Here is a 25,863-nt window from a genome sequence, read left to right as displayed (position 1 = left end):
ACACTATTCACGTCATCTGTATGTCATGTTTATTCATTTCTCCGCTGTCCGCCGGCAATTATTTTTATACAAAAAAACGGCATCAAAGCAGGAAGCTGCAAAGGATATTATATCTCTCTGCTGTGTGTCCTGCTCCGATGCCGTGAGGGTTAAACGCCCCGCAGGCAGAGCCTGCCCCGCTTGATCGGGTACAGTACCTGCCTCACCGCTCTCTGGAGTCAAATACCCCGCAGCAAGCTGCGGGGTATTTGACCCTCGCGGCAGTCGCCGGATGGACATGCCAGCATGTCCGTCCGGCTCGTTGCTCGCGGGAATAAACGGTCGCTGTTCATCCACTCCTCAGCCAATATGGTTTGCCACCTCAAACGCATCCCATATCGCATACATAATATTGGATACCTTCCTTGCGTCTCCCAGCAGATACAGCTCCGGTACGTCAAATTCCAGCTGGCGGTACAGAGAGTCCTCCTCCTGATACCCCACTGCAAGAATTACACTGTCACAGGCGATTTCCCGTTCTTCTCCGCCGCAGGAAGCATGCAGAATTCCGCCCCGATACCCAGTCACTCTGGCGGAGGTTATGGCCTTCACCCCGTGATAGGGAAGCAGGCGTTCCAGCATGTCCTTGTTGGCATGGCACAAGGGGCCGTTGACCGCCATCAGCCGGTCGAGAGCTTCCACGATCGTCACGTTTTTCCCCTGTTCTGCCAGCCAGAGCGCAGTTTCACAGCCGACCAGACCGCCGCCTACGACCACGGTGGTATCTCCGCAGTCCTTTTCCCCGGTCAGGACCTGAGCCGCAGGATATACCCGCTCGTCATCATCCAGGGAAAATACCTTAGGCCTGGAGCCGGTAGCAATGATAACCGCATCATAATTTCCCGCCATAACCATGTCCCGGTCCACACAGGTATGGAAATGTACCGGAACATTGAGGTTCTGAAGCTGAACCTCATACCAGTGCGCCAGTGCGAGATCGTCCTCCTTAAAGTCAGGAGCTCCTCCTGGAATCAGGTTGCCGCCCAGCCTGTCGCCCTTTTCGAACAGCTCCGGCTTATGGCCTCTCACCGCCAGCACTCTGGCGGCCTCACAGCCTGCCGCGCCGCCGCCCACGACCATCACCCGTCTGCTCTTTAGGATGGGTTCATAGGCGGTCACCCGCTCCCTGGCAGCCTGTGGATTCACCGCGCAGTTGATCATGGAAAATTCCTGTACACGGCCCATGCAGCCTTCCTGACAGGAGATACACGGGCGGATCTCTTCCCATTTTCCGGCCCTTAGCTTATTCACATAGTCGGGATCGGCCAGAAGCGGGCGGCCAAGGCTGACGATGTCGCACTCGCCGGCCTCCACAGCCTCGGAGGCCATCTCCGGATTGTCCATACGGCCTGCGCACAGCACCGGGACATCCACAGCCTCTTTCACCATCTTGCAGTACGGACGGAAAAGCCCCTTTTTCTGATACATCGGCGGATGGTTCCACCACCATGCGTCATACGTTCCCACATCGGTGTCCAGTGCATCATAGCCGTACTGCACCAACAGCTTCGCAGTCTCCAGGCCCTCCTCGATATCGCGGCCCTTCTCCTCAAATATTTCTCCCGGCAGAGCGCCTTCCCGCCAGTCCTTAATCATACTCTTTAAGCTGAAACGCAGCACCACGGGAAAATCCTGTCCGCACCGGGACTTGATCTCTTCCACCACTTCCCGGGCGAACCGCAGCCTGTTTTCCAGTGGTCCCCCATACTCGTCCGTCCTCTGGTTGAACATGGAAATGGCAAACTGGTCCAGCAGATAGCCCTCGTGAACCGCATGAATCTCCACGCCGTCAAAACCGCCCCTTTTCGCATGATACGCCCCGTCTCCGAATGACTTTACAATGCTGTGGATCTCCTCCCTCGTAAGCGGCCTGCAGATTTTATCCAGCCACCGGTGCGGAATCGCGGACGGAGCGACCGGCGGAAACTCTCCGAGATTCGTCGGTATTGTCACCCTTCCGAAGCCAGCCGACATCATGAGAAATATCTTGCTTCCGTAGGCATGAACCCGCTCCGTCATCTCCTTCGATGTCCGAATAAAATGAACCGGATTGTACGTGGAATTGGGGCAGTTTGGCATACTCTGGGTCTCAACCTCACAGTCCGAAAAGGTTACACCCGTGATGATCAGACCTGTGCCGCCCTTGGCGCGTTCCGTGTAATAGTCGATTCCCCTCTGATTAAAACCGCCCTCGGCGTCAGCCAGTCCCAGCGGACCCATGGGGGCCAGGGCAAAACGGTTTTTCAATGTGACCGATCCTATTTTGACCGGTGTAAACAGATTCTTGTACTTCATGGCACCCTCCTGTTATTTTTATAACGATATTATACCGTTCCATACAGGGCAGGCGCTATCAACAATTGCTTGATGGATGTCAATACTTTTTTTATTCCTCCGGGAAATCCGCAGACACGCTCCAGTACAGCATTGCGTAAGTTTCGGTGAATTCTGCACACGCTCTAGTTCTGCAGAAAATCCTCCAGCGCCCGGATCACCGAATACCAGCCGTTATTCTCCTTATAAACGCCGTACACTTCCCATCTCAGCCTCTCCCGGAAGGGAATGGCCCTCATATGGTCCATGCGGAAATGCTCCGCGGCAAAATCAGGCACCACCGCAAGCCCCGTCTTCTGCCTGCACAGCTGGTACTGAAAGTTTGCATCTGCGGTTTTGGCAGCAATATGCGGCTTAAATCCCCTGACCTCGCAGGCCTCCAGAAAATCGTGGTACATATGAAAGTACTCGTTCATCAGGATCAGCTTTTCACCACGGACCATATCAATGGTGACCTCTTCCAGATCATAGAAGGGGTGGCCCTCGTAAACCAGAAGACAGACTCTGCATCCGGCCAGACGCCTGTTTTTTACGCCGTCTTCCTTCCACGCTCCAACGACGAAACCGTATTCAATGGTGGAATACTTCAGCCGCTCCTTCACCTCCTGGTTCGAGTACTCACACCATTCCACGGAAATCTCAGGATTCTCATCGATAAATTTCTGAATCACCGGAAAAGAAAGTACGTTAAATACTCCGCAGGCACAGCCAATGCGGAGCAGTCGTTTTTCATTTTTCAGCTGTTGGATACCGTTGCGGATTTCCTCGAACTCCCGAATCAGGATACCTGCCCTCTCATGAAGCAGTTCTGCGCTCTCCGTCGGCCTCACACCCTGTTTCGTTCGTTCAAAGAGCACCGTATCCAGCTCGCTCTCCAGCATCTTAATATTACGGCTCAGGCCCTGAGGCGTGATAAACAGCTTCTGTGCCGCCTGGTTGATGCCGCGTTCCTCATAGACCGCCTCAAAGCTCTTTAAATCCTTGACATTCATACCATTCTCCCGGGAGCCGTAATCCCTATACCCCGTTTCGGGCGCAGATATCCTTCAGGCAGCATTTTTCACAGAATGGCTTTGTCCTGGCTGTACAGACATCTCTGCCATGGAATACGAGGCGGTGACAGAAATCACTGCCCTCCTCCGGCGGAATCAGCTTCCACAAAGCCATCTCCACCTTTTTCGGGTCCTTTAAATCCTCCACCAGTCCCATACGGTTCACCAGACGGATACAGTGGGTATCAGTGACGATGGCCGGTTTGCCGAACACATCGCCCATAATCAGGTTCGCGCTCTTTCTCCCCACTCCGGGAAGCTTTAAGAGTGCATCGAAATCGTCGGGAACTCTGCCGTCATACTGTTCCTTCAGGATCTTCATGCACGCGCTGATATCCTTTGCTTTGCTGTGCCCAAGGCCGCAGGGCTTCACGATCTTTTCGATGTCTTCCACTTCGGCCCCTGCCAGCGCCTCCACGTCCGGATACTCTGCATATAAATCCTGTACAACCACATTTACCCTGGCATCGGTACACTGGGCCGCCAGGCGCACGCTCACAAGGAGCTTCCAGGCCTCATCGTAATCCAGTGTACAACCAACGTCAGGGTATTCTTCTTTTAGGCGCCTGATGATTTCAAGCGCAAGCTTTTCTTTTGTCATAGCCGTCTCCTCCAATCCTGTAATCATATTATCATTGATTGGGGAAGACGGCAAGTGGCAGTGCATCGTTTACAGCATCTGGCTGAACTCAACCTTTTCCCGGTTCGGTCCCAGAATGGTGAAAAAGCGGACACCATTTGCCCAGAAGGGCAGAAACTGGATCTCCTCGTCAAGCATGGGGTATCCCGCTTCTTTGATCTCTGCAAATACTGCTTCAATATCCGTCACATCGAGAGCCACGTGATCCACCGCACCGTTCCTCTCCGCCGCCTGATGGTTCTCATACGTCTCGATCACAAGACTGCCGCATTTCAAAAAAGCAACTCTCTCCCCAGCCGCTTCATTTACCGTTTCAAATGCCGTCTCAAACCCCAGTTCATGGTAAAATGCCACCGTCTTCTCTATATCATTCGTCGGGATGCCAATATGCTGGAGTCCCGTTATGTACTGTGCTGCCATTTTATCTTCCTCTCCCCTGTATCATGATCCACAGCTCCGTCTATTCTTCCGCGTTACGATTCTGCCACATTGATAATCACCTTCATAGTACTCTCCCGGTTCTCATCGATATACCGGTATGCCTCCAGATAGTCCCTGAATGCGAAATGTTTGGAGATCAGCGGCGCCAGCACCACCTTTTTTTCCTTTACCAGACGGATCGCATCGAGATAGTCCTCATTTCGGTACATCATACTGGTATTCAAGTCCAGCTCATGGTCATTTAAGACAGCCAGATCAATCTGGGCGGTTCCCGCAAATACCGCCACCAGGATGATGGTGCTTCCCTTGCGCGCATATTGAATGGCCTGTCCCATCGTAATATTATTGCCCGCGCAGTCGTAGATGACGTCAGCCTTATCCGGCCCGAAATTCTCCACCATGGCCTCGCCGAAATTCTTCGTCTTCGTATTGATGCAGTAATCCGCGCCGCATTCCTTCGCCTTTTCCAGCCTCAAATCGCTGACATCCGTAATCATGACGCTCTCCGCCCCCAGCCCCTTCGCCGTCTGGGCCACCAGAATTCCGATCGGTCCCGCTCCCAGGACTGCGATCTTAGCGCCTTCCACATTTCCGGCACGCTTCACCGCGTGAACCGCCACCGCCAATGGTTCAATCATGGCGCCCTCGTCAAAGCTCATCTCCTCCGGAAGCGGCGTCACCTTGGCCGCGTCGACAGCGAAGTAATCGGATGCCACACCGGTCGTCTGAAATCCCATTACCTTCAGTTCTTCGCAGAGATTGTATTTGCCATGACGGCACGGATAACATTTTCCGCAGACCACCTGCGGCTGGATCGTCACCTTCTGCCCCGCCTTCCATCCTTTTACACCGCTTCCGAGCTTTTCGATCTCCCCCGATACTTCGTGTCCCTGGGTGACCGGATAGCTGGTAAACGGATGCTCGCCATGGTAGACATGGATGTCCGATCCGCACACGCCGATCTTTCTGATCTTAACCAGTACCTGATTCTCTTCCGGCTCCGGAACCGGCACCTCCCGAAACTCAATTTCCCCCGGAGCAGTCATTACCTGCTGCAGCATCATACATGTACCCTCTTTCTACATTTTGGTCTGTGCAATAACATAAATACTTTTATATATCTTTTTATTAAAGTATTTATATTATTGCACAAACCAGGGAAAATGTCAATCCTGTATGTCACCTTAAATCTGCTATTTGTTTATAAACATAATCCGGCTCACCGGACAGAAAGCAGTCCAGACTTACTTCTTCTTTTGCGAGGATACGGATATTCATAGTCTAAACGATTACTTACAGACGCATAAATCCCCTGTGCCATTACCATTTAGTAAAGTCACAGGGGATTTGATTTTCACTTATACAGGATTCGATACTCCGTCCTTTTTCAACAGCCTGTCCGTAAAATGTTTCAATCCACGCTCGATAATTTCACAGAGTGCGACTACATCTTGTAGATGCACGACCTGACTTCATGTCAGTGGGGGATACCGATTTCTCTCCGCCCACCACTGACGTTAAGCTTGTTTTTGGCGTTTCATCCCTCCACCTGTAGAGGTGAGGAAATTCTTGCTTGTTTTGTTAAAGAACTGCACAAAAGGCCCCAGTCCCAAAGCGGATACCAGCGTTCCCAGGCCGACAATTCCGCCTGCCGCGAAGCACACCACCGCACAGAACACGTCACAGGCCATACGGCACCAGAAGTAGGAGATCTTTTTCTGCTTTCTGCACATGATCAGCGCAAGGCTGTCATACGGCGCCACGCCTACATCGGAGGTCTGGTATAAAGAGAGCCCGAAGCTGCAGACCACCACTCCGATGAATACGGTCAATAGCTTCTGCCACAGCACGGAAGGCATTCCAAGGGTCACCTCCCATATTCCGAAAAAGAAGGTAACGATGTATCCCAGAAGCAGCGCGTTCACAGCCGTGCCCAGGCCGATCAGCTGCCGGCCCATGGTAATCTCAGCAATGAAAATCACAAGATTCACCAGGATAAGGAAAAACGCATACTGAATGCCGGTGCAGTCCGACAGGGCCATTACCATGCCGCTGAAGGGGTCGTTGCCCAGTCCTGAAAGTTTGAAAATGCTGATTCCCATTCCCGTAAAAATATTACCGATGATCATGATGACGGCCCGCCTGCGGTCCAGTTTCTTAAAGTAATCTCTTATCATTTTATGAAGGGGTCCTTTCTCCTCAGTTTGCGCGTTTCGCGGCTGTTTTTTCATGCCTGCACCGCCAGAAACTGCGCTCCTGCCCCATCATACCATCCTTTTCCAGAACATGCCATAGCAACCGTAAAAATATATGGCGTTCTCACTCAATTGCCTGGCCGCAGCCGCAGCTTCTTACACAGCCTGCGGAGTCTCATCCTCCAGAATCTTAGAAAGCGCCGTTCCGCTGCTGGTATGGCAGCGTACCACGCGGGTGGCGCCGTCATCGATGCCGTCCAGGGCACATTTTACCATCTTGTGGGAAACCGTATTAGTAAACAGGACCAGCAGGTCCGGACATCCGATCTTCTTATCCATGTTGGTGCTCATCTGGGTAAAGACCTTTGCCTTGCATTTGAATTCCTTGCATATCTTCTTGTACTGGCTCACCATACGGTCGTGGCCGCCGATAATCACTACGCTCATTTATAATACCTCCAGTTCTCTATCGTGCTGTCTGTAATTCACAGCCTGCCGGGTTTTACATCATTACTGTTTCCTCCGGCTCTTCAGTTTATGTAGTTAGTTATGACTAACTACATTTTACCAGCTATTACAACATTTGTCCATAGCCGTTCTTGAGAACATTTCTTAATAGATGGGAAATGGAAAAAAGAGTCACACCGCTTTTCGTGGTATGACTCTTTTAAACCGTTTTCTATTGTTTCTGTTCCAGTAAATTGGTCATGCTTTTCAGACTGACCATGAGCGTCGATGTATTATGAAGCAGCGCGGAAGTAGCCGGCGCCAGGATTCCGTTGACGCCCAGCAGGATCAGGCCCAAATTAAATCCGATCACAAACCGGTAATTTCTGTTTACACGGACCATCAGCGCGTTGCTGATTCGTTTCAGTGTCACCAGCTGATCCAGTGCGTCCTCCGATATGGTGATATCCGCGATTTCCCTGGCGATCTCCGCCCCCTCGCTGATGGCGATTCCCACATCGGCGGCTGATAAGGCGGGGGAATCGTTGATACCGTCACCGACCATGATGACTTTCCTCCCTGCGGCTCTCTCTGCCTCCACGAAACCGGCCTTGTCCTCCGGAAGTACTTCGGAATAATACTCGTCCACGCCCACCTTCTGCGCGATGGACTTTGCAGTCCGGTCACTGTCTCCCGTCATCATAACGATCTTGGAAAGTCCCAGCGCTCTCAGCTGACTGACCACTGAGGCGGCCTCCTCCCGCAGGGGATCGATAATGCAGATCACCGCGGCGAGGCGCCCTCCAACCGCCATGTAGAGATGGGAATACTCCGGCGGAAGGCTCTCGTACTGTTCTCTTCCGTCTTCCGGAATCACGCTCCCCTCATCCTCGAAGACAAAGTGGTGACTGCCGATAATCACCCGTTCCCCTCCGATATAGGAGGCGATTCCATGGGCTACAATATAGTCCACCTTCGAGTGCATTTCCTCGTGGATCAAACCTCTCCGGACGGACTCCTGAATGACCGCGTTCGCCATGGAATGGGGGAAATGTTCCTCCAGGCAGGCTGCAATCCGGAGCATCTCATCCTCGTCCCGCCCCTCGAAGGTCACGACGCCGGCCACCACCGGCCTGGCCTTCGTGAGAGTACCGGTCTTATCAAATACGATGGTATCTGCCTCCGCCACGGACTCCAGATAGACACCGCCTTTGACTGTAACCCGGTAGCTTCCCGCCTCCCGCATGGCGGAAAGCACGGACAGCGGCATGGCCAGCTTCAGCGCACAGGAGAAGTCTACCATCAGGATCGAGATCGCCTTCGTCACATTCCGTGTGAGCAGCCAGGTGAGCACCGTGCCGCCCAGACTCCAGGGAACCAGCGCATCGGCCATGGCGGCCGCCTTTCCTTCCACATTGGATTTCAGCTTCTCGGAGTCCTCAATCATTTTGACAATCCGCTCGAATCTGGTGGATCCGGCCGCCTTCTTCACACAGATGGTGATGCTCCCTTCCTCCACTGCGGATCCCGCGTATACGTATGTATCCGGTTCCTTCTTCACCGGTATGGATTCGCCGGTCATGGAGGCCTGATTTACCATGGCTTCGCCGGTCACGACAATTCCGTCCAGCGGAATCACGCTGCCCACATGTACTGTCACGAGGTCTCCCTCGCGGATTCGGGAGACCGGAACCAGAACCTCCGTACCGTCCACCTTCTGCCATACCTTCTCGATGTTCAGGGACATGCTTCTCGCCAGATCTCCCACCGATTTCTTGTGGGTCCATTCCTCCAAAAGCTCCCCGATCCCCAGCAGAAACATCACGGAACCGGCCGTATTGAAATCCAGTCTTGCGATCGACACCGTGATGGCGGCGGCATCCAGAAACTCAACCGTCAGCTTTCCCTTCAGGAGACAGCGAAGGCCCTTTACGATATAGCAAACGGACTTCACCGCCGTATACACAGCCCGAAACGGCACAGGCAGAAATACCTTTGTAAACGCCCTCACAACGACCCGCTGGATCAGTTTTTCCTTGTATTCCCGGTTCAGCGCCCGGCCGCTGTCCTTCGGAACCAGCTCACAGAGTGACTCGTCCTGAAAGGAAAAACGCCTGATCTCCCCGATGATGACCGACCGCAGGCCGTCCTCATAGAGAATCGCCGCATCCGCGGTCCTCTCATAGACCTTCACCTCCTTCACACCCGGAATGAGGCTCAGGGCACAGCAGAACAGATCCGCCTCTCTCAGAGTCAGCTGACGCCGGTCGAGATGGATCCGAAGCCGACCCTTTATCTCGTGTTTCACTATAAATCTCATGTCTTTGTCTCCTGTCCTGTGTCTCTACAGCTCTTCAAAAAGGAACGCCTGAGGAACATTCCATCAGGCGGTGTCTTCTTTTATTCTGCTGCTGTCTCTTCCGCGGTCTCAGAAACCATCTCTTCGCTCTCGTCTTCAAAGGCTTCATCCGCTCTCTGACGGTTGATCTCCTTCGCCTCAGCCAGAATATCGTCTGCGTTCTCCTGGATCGAAGTGGCAGTTGTCATCACGCAGTCCTTCGCGCGCAGTCCGGCGGCCAGACAGTTGACGTAAAACTTCTTCGCATCTTTACTCGCCAGAATTTTAACGCCTGCTGTACCGAATAAAACACCTCCTGCAAAGATTCCGATTTTTTTCATTTTGAAGCAGTCCAACATTTCTTTATCCTCCTGTTTTTCTTATTTATGCTTGTAACCCGTATAAAAAACCATCGCCAGGCAGAACAGCATTGCCCAGGCCCAAAACCTGTGTTTTTTCATCTTCAGTCACTCCTTATATAAACGTTTTACTAGAAATTTATCCGGTTAGTCAACGCCAACAGACTTTATTGAGAAATTGAGTCATTTACCGGTGTGATCCGGTAAACAGTGTATCCCGCGTCCTTGACAGTCTCCTTCAACACGGTGTCGCTAAGTTCCTGTTTCATGCGGACATCTGCCTCCGCCTCCATTAAATTCACGCGGGCATAGACGCCCTCCAGGGAATTTAATGCATTCTCCACCCGGATCGCGCAGTTGCCGCAGGACATCCCGTCCACCTTCAAAACCCGGCGGTGCGGATAGTGGGTGAGATCCTTATCACTTACCTTTATTTTCTTCACCGCAGCCTCGCCCGAACCTCCGCAGCAGCCGGTGGTCAGCTTCTTTCTGTAGCTTCTTATCGCCAGAACCCCTGCCATGATAAGGGCCAGGCATATAATCGCTGTCGCCATATGTGCTCCTTCCTTTCTTCCAATTTTTTCTATTAGTTATGACTAACTATAGATTAGTACCTGCTAACTGAATTGTCAATAATTTTTTTCATATTCTTATTTTGACCTTTTTCCCCGGCTATGATAAACTATTTGTATCACGCATTCTGATACTTTAACCGCAGGGAGGTAAACGAACATTGAAGATGAACGAATCATCCGAAAACTATCTTGAAACCATACTGATTCTTAGCAATAGAAAGCCGCACGTCCGTTCCATCGATATCGCCAATGAACTGGATTTCTCCAAGCCGAGTGTCAGCGTCGCCATGCGCAACCTCCGCGAAAATGGTTATATTCTGGTGGATCAGGATGGCTATATCACCCTGACAGATTCCGGGAAACAGGTTGCTGAGACCATGTATGAGCGCCATACGATGCTTTCCAACTGGCTGATGTATCTGGGAGTCGATGAAAAAACCGCGGCGGAAGACGCCTGCCGGATCGAGCATGTGGTGAGCGCAAAAAGCTTTCAGGCTATCAAGGATCACGTGACAAAAGGAAATGAATTGTTGGAAAAATAGGAAAACAGGCGGTCCGGGGAGAAACCTTTTCTCTGCAGACCGCCTGTTTTTCTGTTTTTGTTTTGCTTTGCTTTTGCTTTTTATATAGTTTGTATTCTGTTCCGTTTCCTGCTAAAGCCGGCTCATACCTGAATTCGTCTCGCCACATCTTCACCGATCGCAAGGCGCACGTTATCCCGTCCGATGATGATTCCGTCTTTTCCCTGCTGGAAAACACGGATATCGCTTCCCTCTCTGATCCCGTATCCGTTTAGAAATTCCAGAATCTGGGGAGCACCGAACATCCATTTGATCGTATAGTCGTCTCCCGCCTTTGCCTGTGCCAGTGACTGCATAGCTGCACCCCCATTTCCACATCATGCGCTGCGTGCTTTCGTTCTATGCGCTTTGAAACTATCCGCCTCTTCTTACTCCTAGTGTAACCATTTTGGCGTCGGTTAGTCAATGGCAATGCGGGTTAGGCACTTTTAATCTTTTTTATATTTCTTCTCTCCTAAGCCAGCGCCTTGCCCAGTTCCTCGCAGGCACTTTCCGCCTCCGCGTCCGGAGCGTCATTGCAGATCACGCAGTCGCAGGCCAGTACAGCGCCATCCTCCCGGCAGGTCTTCTCCCAGGTTCTCATCCACTCGCCGTCTCCCCATCCGTAGGAGCCGAAGAGCGCAATCTTCTTCCCTCTCAGCTTCGCCTCGCAGCTCAGGAACATCGGCTCAAATTCGTCCTCCTCCAGCTGCTCACTTCCCATGGACGGGCAGCCGAATGCAACTGAATCAAATTCATCCATTTTGTCCGCCCCGAATTCCGCAGCCGTAAACAGCGAGACCTCCGCTCCTGCCGCCTGCGCGCCTTCCACCACTTTTGCCGCCATAGCCTCCGTATTGCCAGTTCCGCTCCAATACACTACTGCTGTTTTACTCATGTCTTAATCCTCTCTTTCTTTTTTTACCAACCACAGTATTTCTGCTCCAGGGCCGGACCGAACACCGGCACAAGGACAGAAATGCCTTTATCTCGCATGGATTTTTTTAGGTTAGTTTCGACTAACTCAAAATAGTATAGCATTGGGATTCCGTAAATACAAGTACCGCTATTTAACAATGTTTCTCACTATCTGAAGGAAGAGAACGGGAGGCAGGGTCCGACAGAGGGCCTCTGCGGCGGCCGTCAGGCTTAAGAATCTCGATTGCCATGTACTTTTCTGTAATATTATGGTATTATTTTATATATTTTCACTGTTTTTTCCCTTACCAAAACACGGTAATAAAAAGCAAAAATACAATCAGGAAGGTTCCATCATATGTTAAACACTATCGAATCCATCAACAATGCCGTGAACAATTTTATCTGGGGCGTCCCAGCCATGGTCTGCATCATCGGCGTGGGCCTCTATCTGAGTATCCGCACCAATTTTCTGCAGATCCGCAAGTTCTCCTATTCGATCCGGGTTACCCTGGGCCGGATGTTCCGCAAGCGCGACGCGTCCGACGGTACCATGACGCCGTTTCAGGCGGTCTGCACCGCTCTGGCTGCTACGGTCGGCACCGGCAATATCGCCGGAGTAGCCGGAGCCATCGCCATCGGTGGCCCTGGCTCCGTATTCTGGATGTGGGTTTCTGCGATTCTGGGTATGTGTACAAAATTTTCCGAGGTAACTCTGGCCGTGCATTTCCGTGAAGTGAATGAGAAGGGCGACTTAGTAGGCGGCCCCATGTACTACATAAAGAACGGTCTCGGGAAAAACTGGCGCTGGCTGGCCACTCTGTTTTCGGCCTTCGGCGTCCTCACCGTGTTCGGAACAGGCAATGCCACTCAGGTAAACACCATCACAACAGCAATCAACTCTGCGCTGCTCAACTACCATTTGATCGATGAGGGCGCTGCGCACACCACCAGTCTTATCATCGGAATCATTCTGGCGGCTCTGGTGGCCCTGGTCCTTCTCGGCGGAATCAAAAGAATCGGAAGCGTGACGGAGAAACTGGTTCCCTTTATGGCGCTGTTCTATATCGTGCTCGCCTTCGGCGTGATTCTTCTTAATATTAACCGGGTTCCCGCCGTATTTTCGTCGATTGTTTACGGGGCATTTAACCCGGCGGCCGTCACAGGCGGCGTGGTCGGAACCTTCTTTATGAGCATGAAGAAAGGTGTCTCCCGCGGCATCTTCTCCAATGAAGCGGGCCTTGGAACGGGATCCATCGCCCACGCCTGCGCCGACACGAAAAAACCGGTAAAACAGGGCTTTTTCGGGATTTTTGAAGTGTTTGCCGACACCATTGTCATCTGTACTCTGACCGCATTTGTCATCCTCTGCAGCGGTGTTCCGGTTCCTTACGGGGAAGCGGCCGGCGCGGAATTAACCATTCTCGGGTTTACTTCCACCTATGGCAGCTGGGTATCCATTTTTACAGCCGTTGCCATGTGCTGTTTCGCATTTTCCACCATCATCGGCTGGGGATTATACGGCGCGAGATGTATCGAGTTCCTATTCTCCTCGCGCATTATCAAAGCGTTCATGATCGTCTACTCTCTGGTCGCAATCCTGGGCGCCACCATGGATTTAGGGATGCTCTGGAGTATCGCCGAAACCTTTAACGGCCTGATGGCAATTCCCAACCTGATCGCGGTGTTCCTGCTGTCCGGCACTGTAGTCAGGCTGGTCAAAGAATACTTTGACGGGGAAGGAAAAGAGTAATCCGCGAATTATAAGAATTTTTATTTGCTTCTTGACATACCTCGAGTTTCTATGTATGATAGGATTACGATACATAGAAACTCGAGGTATTATTTTAGGGAAATATTTCCGGGATGGAGGCAAATATGGACAAAAAATATATGGCCGTAGGCTCTTCCATGCTGATCCTGAAGCTATTGGAACAGCAGGACATGTACGGCTATCAGATCATCAAAGAGCTGGAAATAAGAAGTGAACGCGTTTTCACGCTGAAGGAGGGGACGCTTTATCCCCTGCTGCACGCGCTCGAACAGGATGGGGCGGTGATTTGCGAACAGAGAACCGCGGAAAATGGCCGTGAGCGTAAGTATTACATCATAACCGAAAGCGGCCGGAAGCTTTTACATGATAAGCTGAAGGAATGGGATTCGTTTCAAACGGCGGTGAATCAAGTGATCGGGGGTGTTTTGTTTGGATAAACCATTCCAGAAGAATCACAATCAGCATACGGATTATGAAGAAGCATTTTTAGAGGATGTGGCGGATCAGATCGCCTATAAACCTCTGCGTCCGGCAGTGGTAAGAGAATTAAAGGACCATATCGATGACAGGACGGAAGAATATCTCTCAGAAGGGATAAGTCCCGAAGATGCGGTTAAGAAAGCGGTGGATGCCATGGGGGACGGTGTTGCGATCGGCACCGGGATCAACGCGGTCCGTCACGTCCAGTCCAGACGCCTTCTGATGGTTCTGACCGTGATTCTCCTTCTCATCGGTCTCGCTGCGGAAACCTGTACGGCCGTGATTCCGGAACTGACGTTCCGCGGGCTTCATATCTATCTGACTGGCGCTGTCCTTCTGGTGGTCATGGCGCTGAAAGGATACCCTCTGCTGATCCGGTACCAGAAACGGCTTCTCATTCTGGCGGCAGCCATATTTGCCGCGGAAGCCATATTCCTTTTCATGATCGAATTCGATTGGATAGCGGATGTAATCTGGGACACGGCATACATTATTCCATGGCATATGATTGATTACTATGCGCTTCTGCTGACCGGACCGGTTGTTGTCATCCTTCTCTACCGTATGCGGAAGCAGACACCGAAAGCCATGGCAGCCGCTTTTCTTCTCACTGCCGGGGCAGTCCTTATCCATTACTTTACATACAAAAGCTTTACGCTGGCCGAGACCGTGACTTTCCTCTTCTCCATGATCGGAACCGTGTTGTATATGATCTGCCGGGAGATATTCACCGGAAATAAAAGAAGGCTCCTGATCCAGGCAGCCGCCGGGGGCGTGGTACTCCTTCTTGTTTATGGTATGCTTCCCGGCCAGTCCCGGTATTTTCAGGCATTTGTAAATCCGGAGGCGAGCGCATACGACACCTTAAGCGACTCCTATAACGGGGTTCTGATTCAGGAGCTGCTCTCCAAATCACCGCTGGCCGGCCAGATTTCGCTTACGCCGGAGGAGCTGATGGAGTATGGAACCGGCGAATGGTATTTCAGCTGCGGAGATGCCAGAGAGGCTGCCGCGGAAGGGAAAAAGCCGTTTTCTGAACATCACCGCTCCATCTTCCGCTCCGATCCGTCAGATGTCACTTTATGGAACATTCTGCCCCAGCATTACGCGAACAACTATCTTCTGGCCGTATTCATACTACAGTTCGGCTGGCTGGCCGGATTTCTGTTTCTTGCAGTTATGTCCGCCTTTTACGCGGTCCTCTTCTCCTGCATCCGAAGGATACACGGAGCGCTCGCGGGAGCGGTATCCTTTCACTGCGGCCTGTGCCTGCTGTTTCAGAGCGTGCTCTATATACTTGGGAACTTCGGTTTCCAGTATGGCAGCTTTACTAATCTTCCCATGGTTTCGGAGGGCAGTATCAGCATCCTCGTAAATATGCTGCTGCTGGGATTTATCTTCTCGGCCTACCGGTATGACCGGGTCATCGATGCGCCGGCCTGCGGGCAGCGAAGCAGTGCGGTCTGAATTGCAGTGCGGCCTTAACTGGCCGCCTGCAATTCCAGGCCATAGATAAACATATTCAGGCGGTAGTCTGTATGAGGGCTGAATTCCACCGTCTTCTCTCCCAGCCGCTGCATTCCCCGCTTCTCGTAAAACTGTTAAGTACAGCTGGAATCCGTGAAGAGGTACAGAGTCTTTGCCCCTTCCTGTTCCAGATAATCAAAAATAAACTATAGACTTTTTATTTGAAATGTAGTAGACTGAATCAGGAAGTGCAGATAGAATTATCTGCATTTTTTTCATTTAGCAGATCCACTCTCAGAAAGTGAACATAAAAATATATGATAAAAAAGGACAGCGCAGATTTTTCAGCCGTGAAAACCAATACGCGATTAATGGGTGATGAGAATTTTGCTTATTTTTCGCCCAGCGAGCAGTTGAAAACACTGATCTCTAACTATACCATAACCTTTCCAATCAAAGGTGTCATTTCCGATGACTATACTATCGTGCCGCATGGAAGTGCAACTCTTGTCATTACATATGACGGGGCTGATCTGCGCATCCTGATTTTCGGACCGTCCTCCAAACCATATTTTGTTGGAAAAAATGCGAATGCATGCAGCGTGATATTCATTATCGAATTTCAGCCGGCAGGGCTGTTTGTATTCACCGGAACAAAGCAGAATCAGCTGATGGATACGATCATTTCCTTTGAACAGATCGCGCCCCTACTGGATTCTTCCATAAAAGAAATCTTCTGTAACGCGGGAACCGCGGAAGAACTGCTGACCAGAATCGAGAGTCTGCTGCTTTGCAGCCAATGCAGCCAGTACCCGGCTGAATTCCGTCTGGCCGTGCAGCTGATCATTCAGAGCAACGGTAACATAAGTCTCAAAGAAATAACAGAAAAAACATTTTACAGTGAACGTCATTTAAACAGGCTTTCCAATCACTATTTAGGATTTAACCTGAAACATTTTTCCCGAATCGTGCGTATTAACAAAGCCATTTATCTGCTGCACCATACGAGCCACAGCCTCAATTATATATCTGCCGAATCCGGTTTTTATGATATTTCTCACTTTATCAGGGATTTTAGGGCCGTATGCGGCGTTACGCCTCAGGAATACCGAAGCAACTTGTCTGATTTTTACAGTGCGATCGCAAAGTTTTAGGCTATAATTGAGAAAAAAGAGGAGGTATCCATATGAAATACGGAGGCACATTGCTTATAGTTGATGATATGGAAAAATCAAAATATTTTTACGAAACAATCCTGGAGCAAAAAATCCTCATGGATTTAGGAGAACACGTCTCATTGGAAAATGGCCTCAGCCTGCAAACAAACTACGAAGCAATGATCGGTAAATCACTGAACAGAAAGACAGCAGCAAATAACTTTCAGCTCTATTTTGAAACAGACCGGATCGACGACTGGGAGAGAAAACTGGAGGCCATCGAAGGAGTGGAATTTATCCATCACCCGACGGAATATCCCTGGGGCCAGCGGAGTATGCGGTTTTATGATTTTGATAAATATATAATTGAGGCAGCAGAAAGCATGGAGTGCGTCATCAGGCGTTTTCTCAGCCAGGGATTAGCGGTTGAGGAAGTGTCCAAACGGACTATGTATCCGGTTGAGTTTGTTGAAATGCTGGTGTAATTGGATAAAACTTTACTGATCTGCAATGAAACGGAACGACATTCTGGCTATACCAGCAAAAAACAGCATAGCATGACCTGGCACAGGAAAATGTATTTTTCACACATCAAAACAGGTATCTGAGGAAGCAGTATTTCTTCATCAGATACCTGTTATTATTTACTCCAATACTATCACCGCTTATTAATACAACTTCGCCCCCGCCGGAATCCTATCATCCACCATCAGCAGATTCAGCCCCTCATGTCCGTCTTCCTCATGCACGGCTGAAATCAGCATACCGCAGGAGTCAATTCCCATCATCTTTCTTGGCGGCAGATTCACGATGGCGATGGCTGTCTTACCAATCAGATCCTCCGGCTCGTAGTACTCATGAATTCCGCTTAAAATCGTGCGGTCTGTGCCGCTTCCATCGTTCAGAGTAAACTGGAGAAGCTTCTTGCTCTTCGGCACTGCCACGCAGTCTTTGATCTTCACTGCACGGTAATCAGACTTTGAGAAAGTCTCAAAATCCACCATCTCTTCAAACAGCGGCTCAATCTTCACATTGGAAAAATCAATCTCTACCGCGGATTTCACGTTCTCAGCAGCCGGAGCAGAAGCAGCGGCCGGAGCGGCCTTCTCTGCCTTCCTGCTATTATCAGAACCGCCCAGCGTCTTCATCGTCGGGAACAGCAGAACGTCACGAATTGCATAGGAATCAGTCAGCAGCATAACAAAACGGTCGATGCCGATACCGATGCCGCCTGTAGGAGGCATACCGATCATCAGCGCATTTAAGAAGTCCTCATCCATGGAGTTAGCTTCCTCATCGCCTGCGGCCTTCAACACTTCCTGCGCCTCAAAACGGACTCTCTGGTCAATCGGATCGTTTAACTCAGAGTAAGCGTTAGCCATCTCACGCTTTGTAATAAACAGTTCAAAACGCTCCGTATAGTCAGGATCATCCGGTTTTCTCTTGGTCAGAGGAGAAATCTCCACCGGGTGGTCCATAATAAAGGTCGGCTGTACCAGATTCTCTTCCACAAACTCTTCAAACAGCATGCTTAAGATGTCGCCCTTCTTGTGGCGCGCCTCATACTGGATATGGTACTGGTCTGCCAGCGCCTTTGCTTCTTCATCTGTATGAATCTCCGTAAAGTCAATTCCCTTATATTTCTTCAGCGCGTCTACCATGGTAATGCGCTCAAATGGCTTCGATAAATCGATTTCCACGCCGTCGTACGACACGACTGCGGTTCCCAGAACCTTTAAGGCTACGGAACGGAACAGGTTCTCCACCAGGTCCATCATACCGTGGTAATCCGTATATGCCTGATACAGCTCCATTAAGGTAAATTCCGGATTGTGGCGGGTATCCACGCCCTCGTTGCGGAATACGCGGCCAATCTCATAAACTCTCTCCAGACCGCCTACGATCAGTCTCTTCAGATACAGCTCCAGAGAAATTCTAAGCTTTACATCCTCGTCCAGCGCGTTGTAATGGGTCTCGAACGGTCTCGCAGCAGCACCTCCTGCGTTGGGAACCAGCATCGGAGTCTCCACTTCCATGAAGCCCTGCTCATCTAAATGATCCCGGATTGCTTTGATAATCTGGGAGCGCTTCACAAAGGTGTCACGCACCTCCGGATTCATGACTAAATCCACGTAACGCTGTCTGTAGCGAAGGTCTGTATTGGTCAGGCCATGGAACTTCTCAGGAAGAATCTGAAGGCTCTTGGTCAGCAGAACGACGCTGGTGGCATGGATGGAAATCTCACCGGTCTTCGTGGTAAATGCGGTTCCCTTAATGCCGACAATATCGCCGATATCCATCTTCTTGAAATCCTTATAGGACTCCTCGCCGATGCTGTCTCTGGCTACGTAAGTCTGGATATTTCCCTTTAAATCCTGAACGTTACAGAAGGAAGCCTTTCCCATCACACGCTTGGACATCATACGTCCTGCTACGGAAACTTCCTTTCCTTCCCATTCCTCATAATTTTCCTTAATATCACTGCTGTGTACAGTTACATCATACTTTGTAATCTTAAACGGATCCTTTCCCGCTTCCTGCAGCTCCGCCAGCTTATCGCGGCGCACCTTCAGTAACTGGTTTAAATCCTCTTCCTTAACCTGGTTCTGGTTCTGCTGTTCTGCCACTTATATACACTCCTTTGTGAACTTGACTTTTGGACTTATGACACTCTCTGAATTTCCAGCACCTTGTACTGGATCACACCGGCCTGGGTTTCCACATCTACGACATCGCCGGCTTTTTTGCCCATCAATGCCTGGCCTACCGGTGACTCATTGGAAATCTTGTTCTGAAGGCTGTTCGCCTCTGTGGAACCCACAATCTTGAACTCCATCTCCTCGTCCTCATCCACGTCGTAAACCTTTACCTTACAGCCAATGTTAATCTTATCTAAATCAATCTCGTCTTCTACAACGACTTCAGCGTTCTTAAGCAGCTTCTCAAGCTCCTCGATACGTAGCTCGATATCTCTCTGCTCGTCTTTCGCAGCATCATACTCCGCGTTCTCTGATAAGTCACCCTGCTCCCTGGCTTCCTTAATCTTCTGGGCAACTTCTTTTCGTTTCACTACTTTTAAGTTCTGAAGCTCATCCTCATATCTCTTAAGACCTTCATATGTTAAAATATTTTTCTTATCTGCCATGGTTTTACTTCCTCCTGGTTTAATTCTCGCTCTTTCGCATTCAAAGTATTATATCTTAAACGTCCCGGATTGTCAAGAATTCCGCCTATTTTCCCTCGCAAATACAAGTTCCGGTTTTGGAATCCTGACCGGCCGTAAAATGGTCCTTCCCTTCCCGATCCGGGACATAAAAAATGTGTTTTCTATTCTTATCCATTTCCGATGTATTTTATTCTGCTTTTTTACAAACTCACACTTTATTTTCAATTCTCTTCCAGGATAAACCGCAGATACGTCCTGTCATCAAAGCTGTGAAAACCCGGGGCAATCCCTTTCGGTCCCTTAAAACGGAACATGCACATGGGATCTGTCTCCTTCACCTCCCGGATGACGGATTCGCTCTCCGCAAGATTTCCGAAAAGCTCCGGGTATCCGTCGCTCGCCAGCACCACTTCTTCTCCTGGCCGGACCGGATACACCTGGGTGTGTTCTTCATGGATGGGAAAACCATCCAGCACGTCGTAGGAATACTCCCCGTCACCATTGGCAAACTGGCACTCGCCCACCAGAAGCGGCATGATGTACTCGCGCCCCGTGTCATGCTCCGCCAGCTCCTCAAGCGTCTTTCCGGCTGCCAGCTCCAGCTGGTTGTAAGCCGATCTGGCACCCGCGGTCAGCTCATCCATCACCGTCGTCTTCCTGTAAAGCCTGCCGCCGATCATACACTGGCAATCCCCAAAGCACCAGACCTCCCGGCGCATACGGCTGTATACAATGAGAACAGCCTGAGGCCGCTCCTCCCTCACCCGTTCCAGTACCTCCGGGTTTTCCGCCGCCTGAAATGAGGCTTCCCGCAGCGCGTCATTTAAATAGGAAACAGCGCCTTTTGCATTCATATCCGCAGGAAGCGTTTCCAACGCCTCCAGAAGTACATCTTTGGCGAATCGGCCCCCCGTCTTTTCCCCTGGCCAGACGAGGCTTCCTTTGCTGGTCACCCCATCGATGACCGCATAATAGTTACTGCCTGTATACAGGCCATCCTCGCACAGTTCCTGGTTCGGATGCTTGGCCTGGATCCATGTTTCAATAATCCGCTCTCCCATTCGGAACACTCCTCCTCCCGTCTAATTCCGCGGACAATGAGCCAGCGGCCATGCGAGTATGTCCAGCCGGCGACTTCCGTTTTTTCTCTCCTGCTGCCTCTCTCCACAGCGAAACCGCCCCGCGAACCGCTGCACAGAGAATACGAAATGGCAGGTTTTATCCCTGCCATCGTTGTCGGAAGCATCTGCCTCCGCTAAAGCCATATAATATCAGTTGGTAGTATACCACATAACGGAAATAATGACAATATTGTCTTTTTTCGCTCTCAGCCACACAATTAAAGCGGTTACAATTCACGGCCCCACCGCGGGCCGTGAATTGTAACTTAAAGCGCTCCGTCCCCTTTCATGGCATCATACTGCAAAAGGCCGGCAAAAAATGTGAGCGCCATGCCCTGTCCCCAGCCCTGAATCCATTTACGGGAGATATTGCGGTAGCCTTCCCTGTCCTTCATGACAGCGGTGCCTCCGGAGACATTCATCACGCGGCCATCCTCTGTCACGTTGGCCAGAAGGCCCTGCACCGTTTTGTTGACATATTTTAGATAGAGAGGATTCTTTTTCGCCAGCATCGCCGCGGCAATCCCGGCGGAGGCCGACACTTCCTCGTAGGACTCGTTATCATCCAGCAGCGTGCGCCATAAACCGGAGTCCGTCTGGTACAGCTTCAGAGCCGATAGCTGTTCGTTTAAGCTTCCCGCGATCTCTAAATACTCCGGATATAAATAACACTCCGGGAGAATGTGTGCCACCTGGGACATGGTATACGCCGCCCAGCAATTGGCCCTTCCCCAGTAGAACCCGCTCATATGGTCCTTTGTGATATGATTATAGCCATGGTACCAAAGACCATTCTTCTCATCCTGTAAATACTGGATGTGCCAGTACCACTGTTTCAGCGCATCCGCTGTCAGCTCCGGCCTCTCAAGCATTACTCCGGCCCGCAGCAGAAAAAACGCGGCCATGAAAAGCGTATCCGCCCAGCACTGTTCCGGAAAATCATTGTCAGCCGACACCGTGTGCTGAAGGACATGGTCTCCGAACCGGAGCGCCTCATGTTCCAGATAATTCAGTTTGGCCTCTATGATATCCTTATAGACCTCCTGACCGGTGTGCTGATACAGGGTGAGCAGCACGTGCCCCATGGCGCAGGTGTTAACAGTAAAATCGGGAAGCCCCAGACTGATCAGTTCATCCACCCGCTCCTTCATAAGATCCAGATACTCCTGTTTTCCTGTTGCCTCATACGCCTCCGCGATTCCGTAATACGCGACGCCGCAGGGCCAGTCCCAGGTCATATCCATCCGCATCGTCCGTTCCACGATCCGGTCCATAGTCTGTTCCATACAATTTCTGTCAAATTCCAGTTTTCCCATCTGCCCGTTCCTCCATCTTCAACCGTCGTTTGTGCCTTCTTCTTTCTTCTTTATCCCTTCAGCCCACTGGTACTTATTCCCTCCACCAGATATTTCTGGAAGAAAATAAAGATAATCACTGACGGAAGAATGGATAAGGAAGCCATGGCAAACATCGCGCCGTAATCCGAGGAAGAGCCCGGATCGCAGAACAGCTTTAACGCAAGGCTGACCGGATACTTAATGGACTTATTGACGTAAAGCAGCGCGGAGAGGAAGTCATCCCATCTCCACATAAAGGAGAAGATACCTCCTGTAACGATGGCCGGTGTGATGAGCGGCAAAATGACTCTTCCGAATATCTGCGGGTAGGAGCAGCCGTCTATCTTGGCCGCCTCGTCCAGTTCCTTCGGAATCCCCTCGATGAAGTTCGTCATCAGGTAAACAAAAAATCCCTGAATCGCAAAAAAATACGGCACAATCAGCGGTAAATAGCTTCCCACCCAGCCCAGCTTCTGATACCAGAGGTACTGCGGGATCATTAAAACCTGCGCCGGAAGCATCATGGAGAGAAGCATTGCCGCAAACAGTATTTTCTTTCCCTTGAAATCAAAACGTGCGAACCCGTACGCCACCACCGCGGATGAAATCACGGTTCCTATCGTGGCGACTACGGAGATAAACAGTGAATTTTTGAAGAATACCAGAAATGGAACCTTTGCAAATCCCTTTAATCCATTTATGTAATTATCCAGTGTAAACGGATTGGGAATCAGACTTCCGGCCGTCTGGAAAATGGTTTTGGTCTCCTTAAAGGAACTCATGAACATCCAGATCAGCGGATAGATCATGAGAATGCCAATACCGAAAACGATGACATGGTATACGACATCGCGAATTCTTTTCTTTGCCTTCATAATTAAAGTCCTCCTTCGTATACCCAGAATTTCTTCGTTGCAAACAGGAACAGCGTGATCATTCCGATCATAGCCAGCATAACCCAGGCCAGAGCCGCGCCGTATCCGGTGTTATAGAACTCGAAGGACTGCTGGTACATATACACCGTGTAAAACAGTGTGGAATTCATCGGTTTTCCCTGGGTAATGATGTAGCTCTGCGTAAAAGCCAGGAAACCATTAATCATCTGCATAACCAGGTTAAAGAAGATCGTCGGTGTCAGAAGCGGCAGTGTAATCCGGAAGAATTTGGAGATGCCGTTCGCGCCATCCACATTGGCCGCCTCGTATAACGACTGTGGAATCTGCTTTAACGAGGACAAAAAGATCAGCATGGAAGAACCGAACTGCCACACCGCCAGGATAATCAGCACCCAGATCGCCGTATTCGTGTTGCCCAGCCAGGACATGGTACAGTTGATGCCGACTGCCTGAAGCAGCTTGTTGATCACGCCGTCCGTGGCAAACATACGCTTCCACAAGATAGCGACCGCAACGGAGCCGCCGATGATGGATGGCAGGTAGTAAGCCGCGCGGTAGAATCCGGTCATCTTCGTGCTCTTGAGCAGCAGCATCGCCACGATCAACGCAAATAAAAGACGCAGCGGCACGGACACAAATGCAAAGAAGAAGGTAACCTTAATGGATTTATAGAACGTTTCATCTGCAAACATGGTTTTGAAATTCTGCAGGCCCGTGAAGACAGGCGGAGACAAAATATCATAGCTGCAGAAGGAATAGTACAGTGAAATTCCCATCGGCACTATCATAAACAGCAGGAACCCGATGGTAAACGGCATGGTAAAGATAATTCCCGCCGTGCGCTCATTATTCATTGCTTTTTTCAGCATATTCATAGATCTGCTCCTTTTCCCAATCTTGATTATTTCCCAATCTTGATTATTTCTCAATCTCGATTATTTCCCATTCTCGAAAAAAGGGCGCCCCGTAAGTCAGATTATGCCGAAATAGGGACACCCTCAATATGTTTTCAGTTTACAGCCTGTTATTTGGCCTTTTCTGCCATGATCTTATTTCCCTCGGTATAAAGCTGTTCTGCCGCTTCCTCCGCAGTCAGTTCGCCGTAGCATACCTTTTCACCCAGCTTGTTGATTAAGTCGGATACCTCTGCGCTTCCGTTCGGATACGGAGGGTTGATCTGAGAAGAATTCGGTGTCACCACATCATTGATGAAGCTGATTACCTTCTGATCGCTCTCTGTCAGAGACGGAGCCAGTTCCTCGGCAACCTTGGAAGAGATCGGCACGCCTCTCTCGGCCAGAAGAATCTCGTTGCAGTCCATGGAATTGGTCCAGTAATCGATAATCTTAGCACCGGTAACCGGATCCTTGGAATCCACCGATACGGAGAAGAGCTGGGACGGTTTTAAGAAGTTGGACTTTTTCGGGTCTTTCGACGGCCATGTGGTCAAGTCTAAATTTATGTCCTCCGGAGCTGCGTTGGTAAACGCCGCATACTGGTTTGACCAGCAGAACGCTACCCAAGACATGGTTTCCGGGCTGGAACCGTAGATCAGAGGATCCTGCTCGATGGACCCCGGGGTCAGCTCTGCAAATACGCTCGGTTCAATGTACCAGCCTTCCTTCACGCCCTCCTCATATACTTTGTAAAATGGTACGAATTCGTCTGCGCTGTCCACGCCCAGCTTCCCTTCGTCAAAGAGCACGTGGCCGTCGTAGCCGCGGATCATAGCCTGTAAGATTTCCTGGGAGACGCCGTATGCCATGTTGGTCTTGCATCCGGTCTTTGCGTAGATTTCCTTGCTGACTGCTACGAACTCGTCCAGCGTCATGTTGTCTTTGATTTCCACTCCCGCCTGGTCGGTGATGGTCTTGTTGTAGACCATGGCCGGCGCGTTGATGCCGATTGCGATGGAATACACCTTTCCGTCAACCGATCCGGAATTAATGATGTCCTGGCTGCAATTGTCCACATTCAGGGTGCCATCCTCGATATAAGGCGTCAAATCCACCAGAAGATTGTTGGAAACATACTGATCCAGGTAAGCGTAATCCATCTGGATTACATCGGGAAGCGAATGGCCTGCTGCCGCGGTCGCCAGCTTGTTCCAGTAATCAGACCACTCGGAGAACTGTCCGTCGAATGTCACGCCAGGGTTCAGCTCCGAATACTTATCGAGCGCCGCCTGAGTCCTCTCGTTTCTCGTCTGGTTGCCCCACCAGGCCACCGTCAGGGACGCGTCGCCGGAAGCTGCTGCTGTCGTATTTTCAGCCGCCGCACCTGCGGTTGTCTGGGAATCCGCTCCCGTCGTGCTTCCGCTTTCCGCCGTGCCGCCGCCGCATGCCGCCAGAGATACCGCCGCCATGGAAGCGGCCAGGACTACTGCCAATTTCTTCTTCATTTTCATATCCTCCATCTTTTTCTGAAAACGGTGCTGCTCTTCCGTTTCGTTTGTAAGTTTATTATAAACTGGTTTCCTCTGATACCGGTATAAATAAAACCGACTTCCTTTTAGAAAAAACCGACTTTCCTTTCCGAAATCTTGAGTTTGCAATGCAGTTATTATA

General features: G+C 50.6%; 25 protein-coding genes. 6 read left to right on the top strand and 19 right to left on the bottom strand.

The window, feature by feature from the left end:
* Positions 1–339: 339 nt before the first annotated feature.
* From M1L66_RS10190 to M1L66_RS10145, 10 genes are all read right to left on the bottom strand, one after another.
* Positions 340–2,334 (bottom strand): FAD-dependent oxidoreductase, encoded by a 1,995-nt coding sequence (locus M1L66_RS10190; protein ID WP_434692703.1) that lies wholly within the window; start codon positions 2,332–2,334, stop codon positions 340–342.
* A gap of 164 nt (positions 2,335–2,498) precedes the next feature.
* Positions 2,499–3,365 (bottom strand): LysR family transcriptional regulator, encoded by an 867-nt coding sequence (locus M1L66_RS10185; RefSeq protein ID WP_434692700.1) that lies wholly within the window; start codon positions 3,363–3,365, stop codon positions 2,499–2,501.
* A 25-nt stretch (positions 3,366–3,390) separates the two neighbouring features.
* The gene (locus tag M1L66_RS10180; protein WP_002600565.1) at positions 3,391–4,026 is read right to left on the bottom strand and encodes an endonuclease III domain-containing protein; all 636 of its coding nucleotides are present in this window, start codon (positions 4,024–4,026) and stop codon (positions 3,391–3,393) included.
* Positions 4,027–4,095: 69 nt separating this feature from the next.
* Entirely contained in the window at positions 4,096–4,485 is a 390-nt protein-coding gene (locus M1L66_RS10175) for a VOC family protein (protein ID WP_187021673.1), read from the bottom strand.
* Positions 4,486–4,538: 53 nt separating this feature from the next.
* Positions 4,539–5,567: a zinc-dependent alcohol dehydrogenase gene (locus tag M1L66_RS10170; protein WP_187021919.1), complete on the bottom strand. Its 1,029-nt coding sequence runs from the start codon at positions 5,565–5,567 to the stop codon at positions 4,539–4,541.
* A gap of 456 nt (positions 5,568–6,023) precedes the next feature.
* Entirely contained in the window at positions 6,024–6,683 is a 660-nt protein-coding gene (locus M1L66_RS10165) for a YczE/YyaS/YitT family protein (RefSeq protein WP_434692699.1), read from the bottom strand.
* Positions 6,684–6,857: 174 nt separating this feature from the next.
* Positions 6,858–7,148 (bottom strand): DUF2325 domain-containing protein, encoded by a 291-nt coding sequence (locus M1L66_RS10160; RefSeq protein WP_002600569.1) that lies wholly within the window; start codon positions 7,146–7,148, stop codon positions 6,858–6,860.
* A gap of 232 nt (positions 7,149–7,380) precedes the next feature.
* The gene (locus M1L66_RS10155) at positions 7,381–9,468 is read right to left on the bottom strand and encodes a heavy metal translocating P-type ATPase (RefSeq protein ID WP_434692695.1); all 2,088 of its coding nucleotides are present in this window, start codon (positions 9,466–9,468) and stop codon (positions 7,381–7,383) included.
* A gap of 80 nt (positions 9,469–9,548) precedes the next feature.
* Complete coding sequence (locus tag M1L66_RS10150) at positions 9,549–9,845, bottom strand: DUF6110 family protein (protein WP_434692694.1); 297 nt, start codon at positions 9,843–9,845, stop codon at positions 9,549–9,551.
* A 167-nt stretch (positions 9,846–10,012) separates the two neighbouring features.
* Positions 10,013–10,399 carry a heavy-metal-associated domain-containing protein gene (locus M1L66_RS10145; RefSeq protein ID WP_434692692.1) on the bottom strand — a complete coding sequence of 129 codons (387 nt, stop codon included), beginning with the start codon at positions 10,397–10,399 and terminating at the stop codon, positions 10,013–10,015.
* 179 nt (positions 10,400–10,578) lie between these two features.
* On the opposite strand from M1L66_RS10145, the gene M1L66_RS10140 reads away from it, so the two are divergent.
* Positions 10,579–10,962 (top strand): metal-dependent transcriptional regulator, encoded by a 384-nt coding sequence (locus M1L66_RS10140; RefSeq protein WP_025529833.1) that lies wholly within the window; start codon positions 10,579–10,581, stop codon positions 10,960–10,962.
* Between the two features lie 122 nt (positions 10,963–11,084).
* On the opposite strand, the gene M1L66_RS10135 is transcribed toward M1L66_RS10140, so the two are convergent.
* Together M1L66_RS10135 and M1L66_RS10130 are read right to left on the bottom strand one after the other, a co-directional pair.
* The gene (locus M1L66_RS10135; protein WP_025529832.1) at positions 11,085–11,297 is read right to left on the bottom strand and encodes a FeoA family protein; all 213 of its coding nucleotides are present in this window, start codon (positions 11,295–11,297) and stop codon (positions 11,085–11,087) included.
* Positions 11,298–11,455: 158 nt separating this feature from the next.
* On the bottom strand, positions 11,456–11,878 hold the full coding sequence (locus M1L66_RS10130; protein WP_187021681.1) for a flavodoxin: 423 nt from the start codon (positions 11,876–11,878) through the stop codon (positions 11,456–11,458).
* Positions 11,879–12,256: 378 nt separating this feature from the next.
* Here M1L66_RS10130 and M1L66_RS10125 point away from each other — a divergent pair, with 378 nt between their 5' ends.
* From M1L66_RS10125 to M1L66_RS10105, 5 genes are all read left to right on the top strand, one after another.
* Positions 12,257–13,651 (top strand): alanine/glycine:cation symporter family protein, encoded by a 1,395-nt coding sequence (locus tag M1L66_RS10125; RefSeq protein ID WP_320923404.1) that lies wholly within the window; start codon positions 12,257–12,259, stop codon positions 13,649–13,651.
* Between the two features lie 125 nt (positions 13,652–13,776).
* Positions 13,777–14,109: a PadR family transcriptional regulator gene (locus M1L66_RS10120; RefSeq protein WP_110326491.1), complete on the top strand. Its 333-nt coding sequence runs from the start codon at positions 13,777–13,779 to the stop codon at positions 14,107–14,109.
* Positions 14,102–15,619, top strand: a complete 1,518-nt coding sequence (locus M1L66_RS10115) for a permease prefix domain 1-containing protein (RefSeq protein WP_434692686.1) — start codon at positions 14,102–14,104, stop codon at positions 15,617–15,619. Before M1L66_RS10120 ends, M1L66_RS10115 begins: the two co-directional genes overlap by 8 nt.
* A gap of 350 nt (positions 15,620–15,969) precedes the next feature.
* Positions 15,970–16,773 (top strand): helix-turn-helix domain-containing protein, encoded by an 804-nt coding sequence (locus M1L66_RS10110; protein WP_434692683.1) that lies wholly within the window; start codon positions 15,970–15,972, stop codon positions 16,771–16,773.
* 32 nt (positions 16,774–16,805) lie between these two features.
* Entirely contained in the window at positions 16,806–17,261 is a 456-nt protein-coding gene (locus M1L66_RS10105; protein WP_187021688.1) for a VOC family protein, read from the top strand.
* A 183-nt stretch (positions 17,262–17,444) separates the two neighbouring features.
* Here M1L66_RS10105 and lysS read toward each other — a convergent pair whose 3' ends face one another.
* The 7 genes from lysS to M1L66_RS10070 all read right to left on the bottom strand — a co-directional run bounded on the left by lysS (position 17,445) and on the right by M1L66_RS10070 (position 25,697).
* Positions 17,445–19,403: a lysine--tRNA ligase gene (gene lysS, locus M1L66_RS10100; protein WP_187021693.1), complete on the bottom strand. Its 1,959-nt coding sequence runs from the start codon at positions 19,401–19,403 to the stop codon at positions 17,445–17,447.
* 35 nt (positions 19,404–19,438) lie between these two features.
* Positions 19,439–19,921 carry a transcription elongation factor GreA gene (gene greA, locus M1L66_RS10095; RefSeq protein WP_002600589.1) on the bottom strand — a complete coding sequence of 161 codons (483 nt, stop codon included), beginning with the start codon at positions 19,919–19,921 and terminating at the stop codon, positions 19,439–19,441.
* Between the two features lie 242 nt (positions 19,922–20,163).
* Positions 20,164–21,003, bottom strand: coding sequence for a hypothetical protein (locus tag M1L66_RS10090; RefSeq protein WP_434692679.1), 840 nt, complete (start codon positions 21,001–21,003; stop codon positions 20,164–20,166).
* 326 nt (positions 21,004–21,329) lie between these two features.
* Positions 21,330–22,379 (bottom strand): glycoside hydrolase family 88/105 protein, encoded by a 1,050-nt coding sequence (locus M1L66_RS10085; protein WP_434692676.1) that lies wholly within the window; start codon positions 22,377–22,379, stop codon positions 21,330–21,332.
* 50 nt (positions 22,380–22,429) lie between these two features.
* The gene (locus tag M1L66_RS10080; RefSeq protein WP_187021698.1) at positions 22,430–23,275 is read right to left on the bottom strand and encodes a carbohydrate ABC transporter permease; all 846 of its coding nucleotides are present in this window, start codon (positions 23,273–23,275) and stop codon (positions 22,430–22,432) included.
* A gap of 2 nt (positions 23,276–23,277) precedes the next feature.
* Positions 23,278–24,171 (bottom strand): carbohydrate ABC transporter permease, encoded by an 894-nt coding sequence (locus M1L66_RS10075; RefSeq protein ID WP_187021700.1) that lies wholly within the window; start codon positions 24,169–24,171, stop codon positions 23,278–23,280.
* A 149-nt stretch (positions 24,172–24,320) separates the two neighbouring features.
* Positions 24,321–25,697, bottom strand: a complete 1,377-nt coding sequence (locus tag M1L66_RS10070) for an ABC transporter substrate-binding protein (RefSeq protein ID WP_434692674.1) — start codon at positions 25,695–25,697, stop codon at positions 24,321–24,323.
* Positions 25,698–25,863 lie beyond the last annotated feature (166 nt).

Source organism: Hungatella sp. SB206 (assembly GCF_051132295.1).
GTDB lineage: Bacteria > Bacillota > Clostridia > Lachnospirales > Lachnospiraceae > Hungatella > Hungatella effluvii.
The sequence above is the reverse complement of the archived record's forward strand: the minus strand, read 5'-3'. Positions and strand labels throughout refer to the sequence as shown.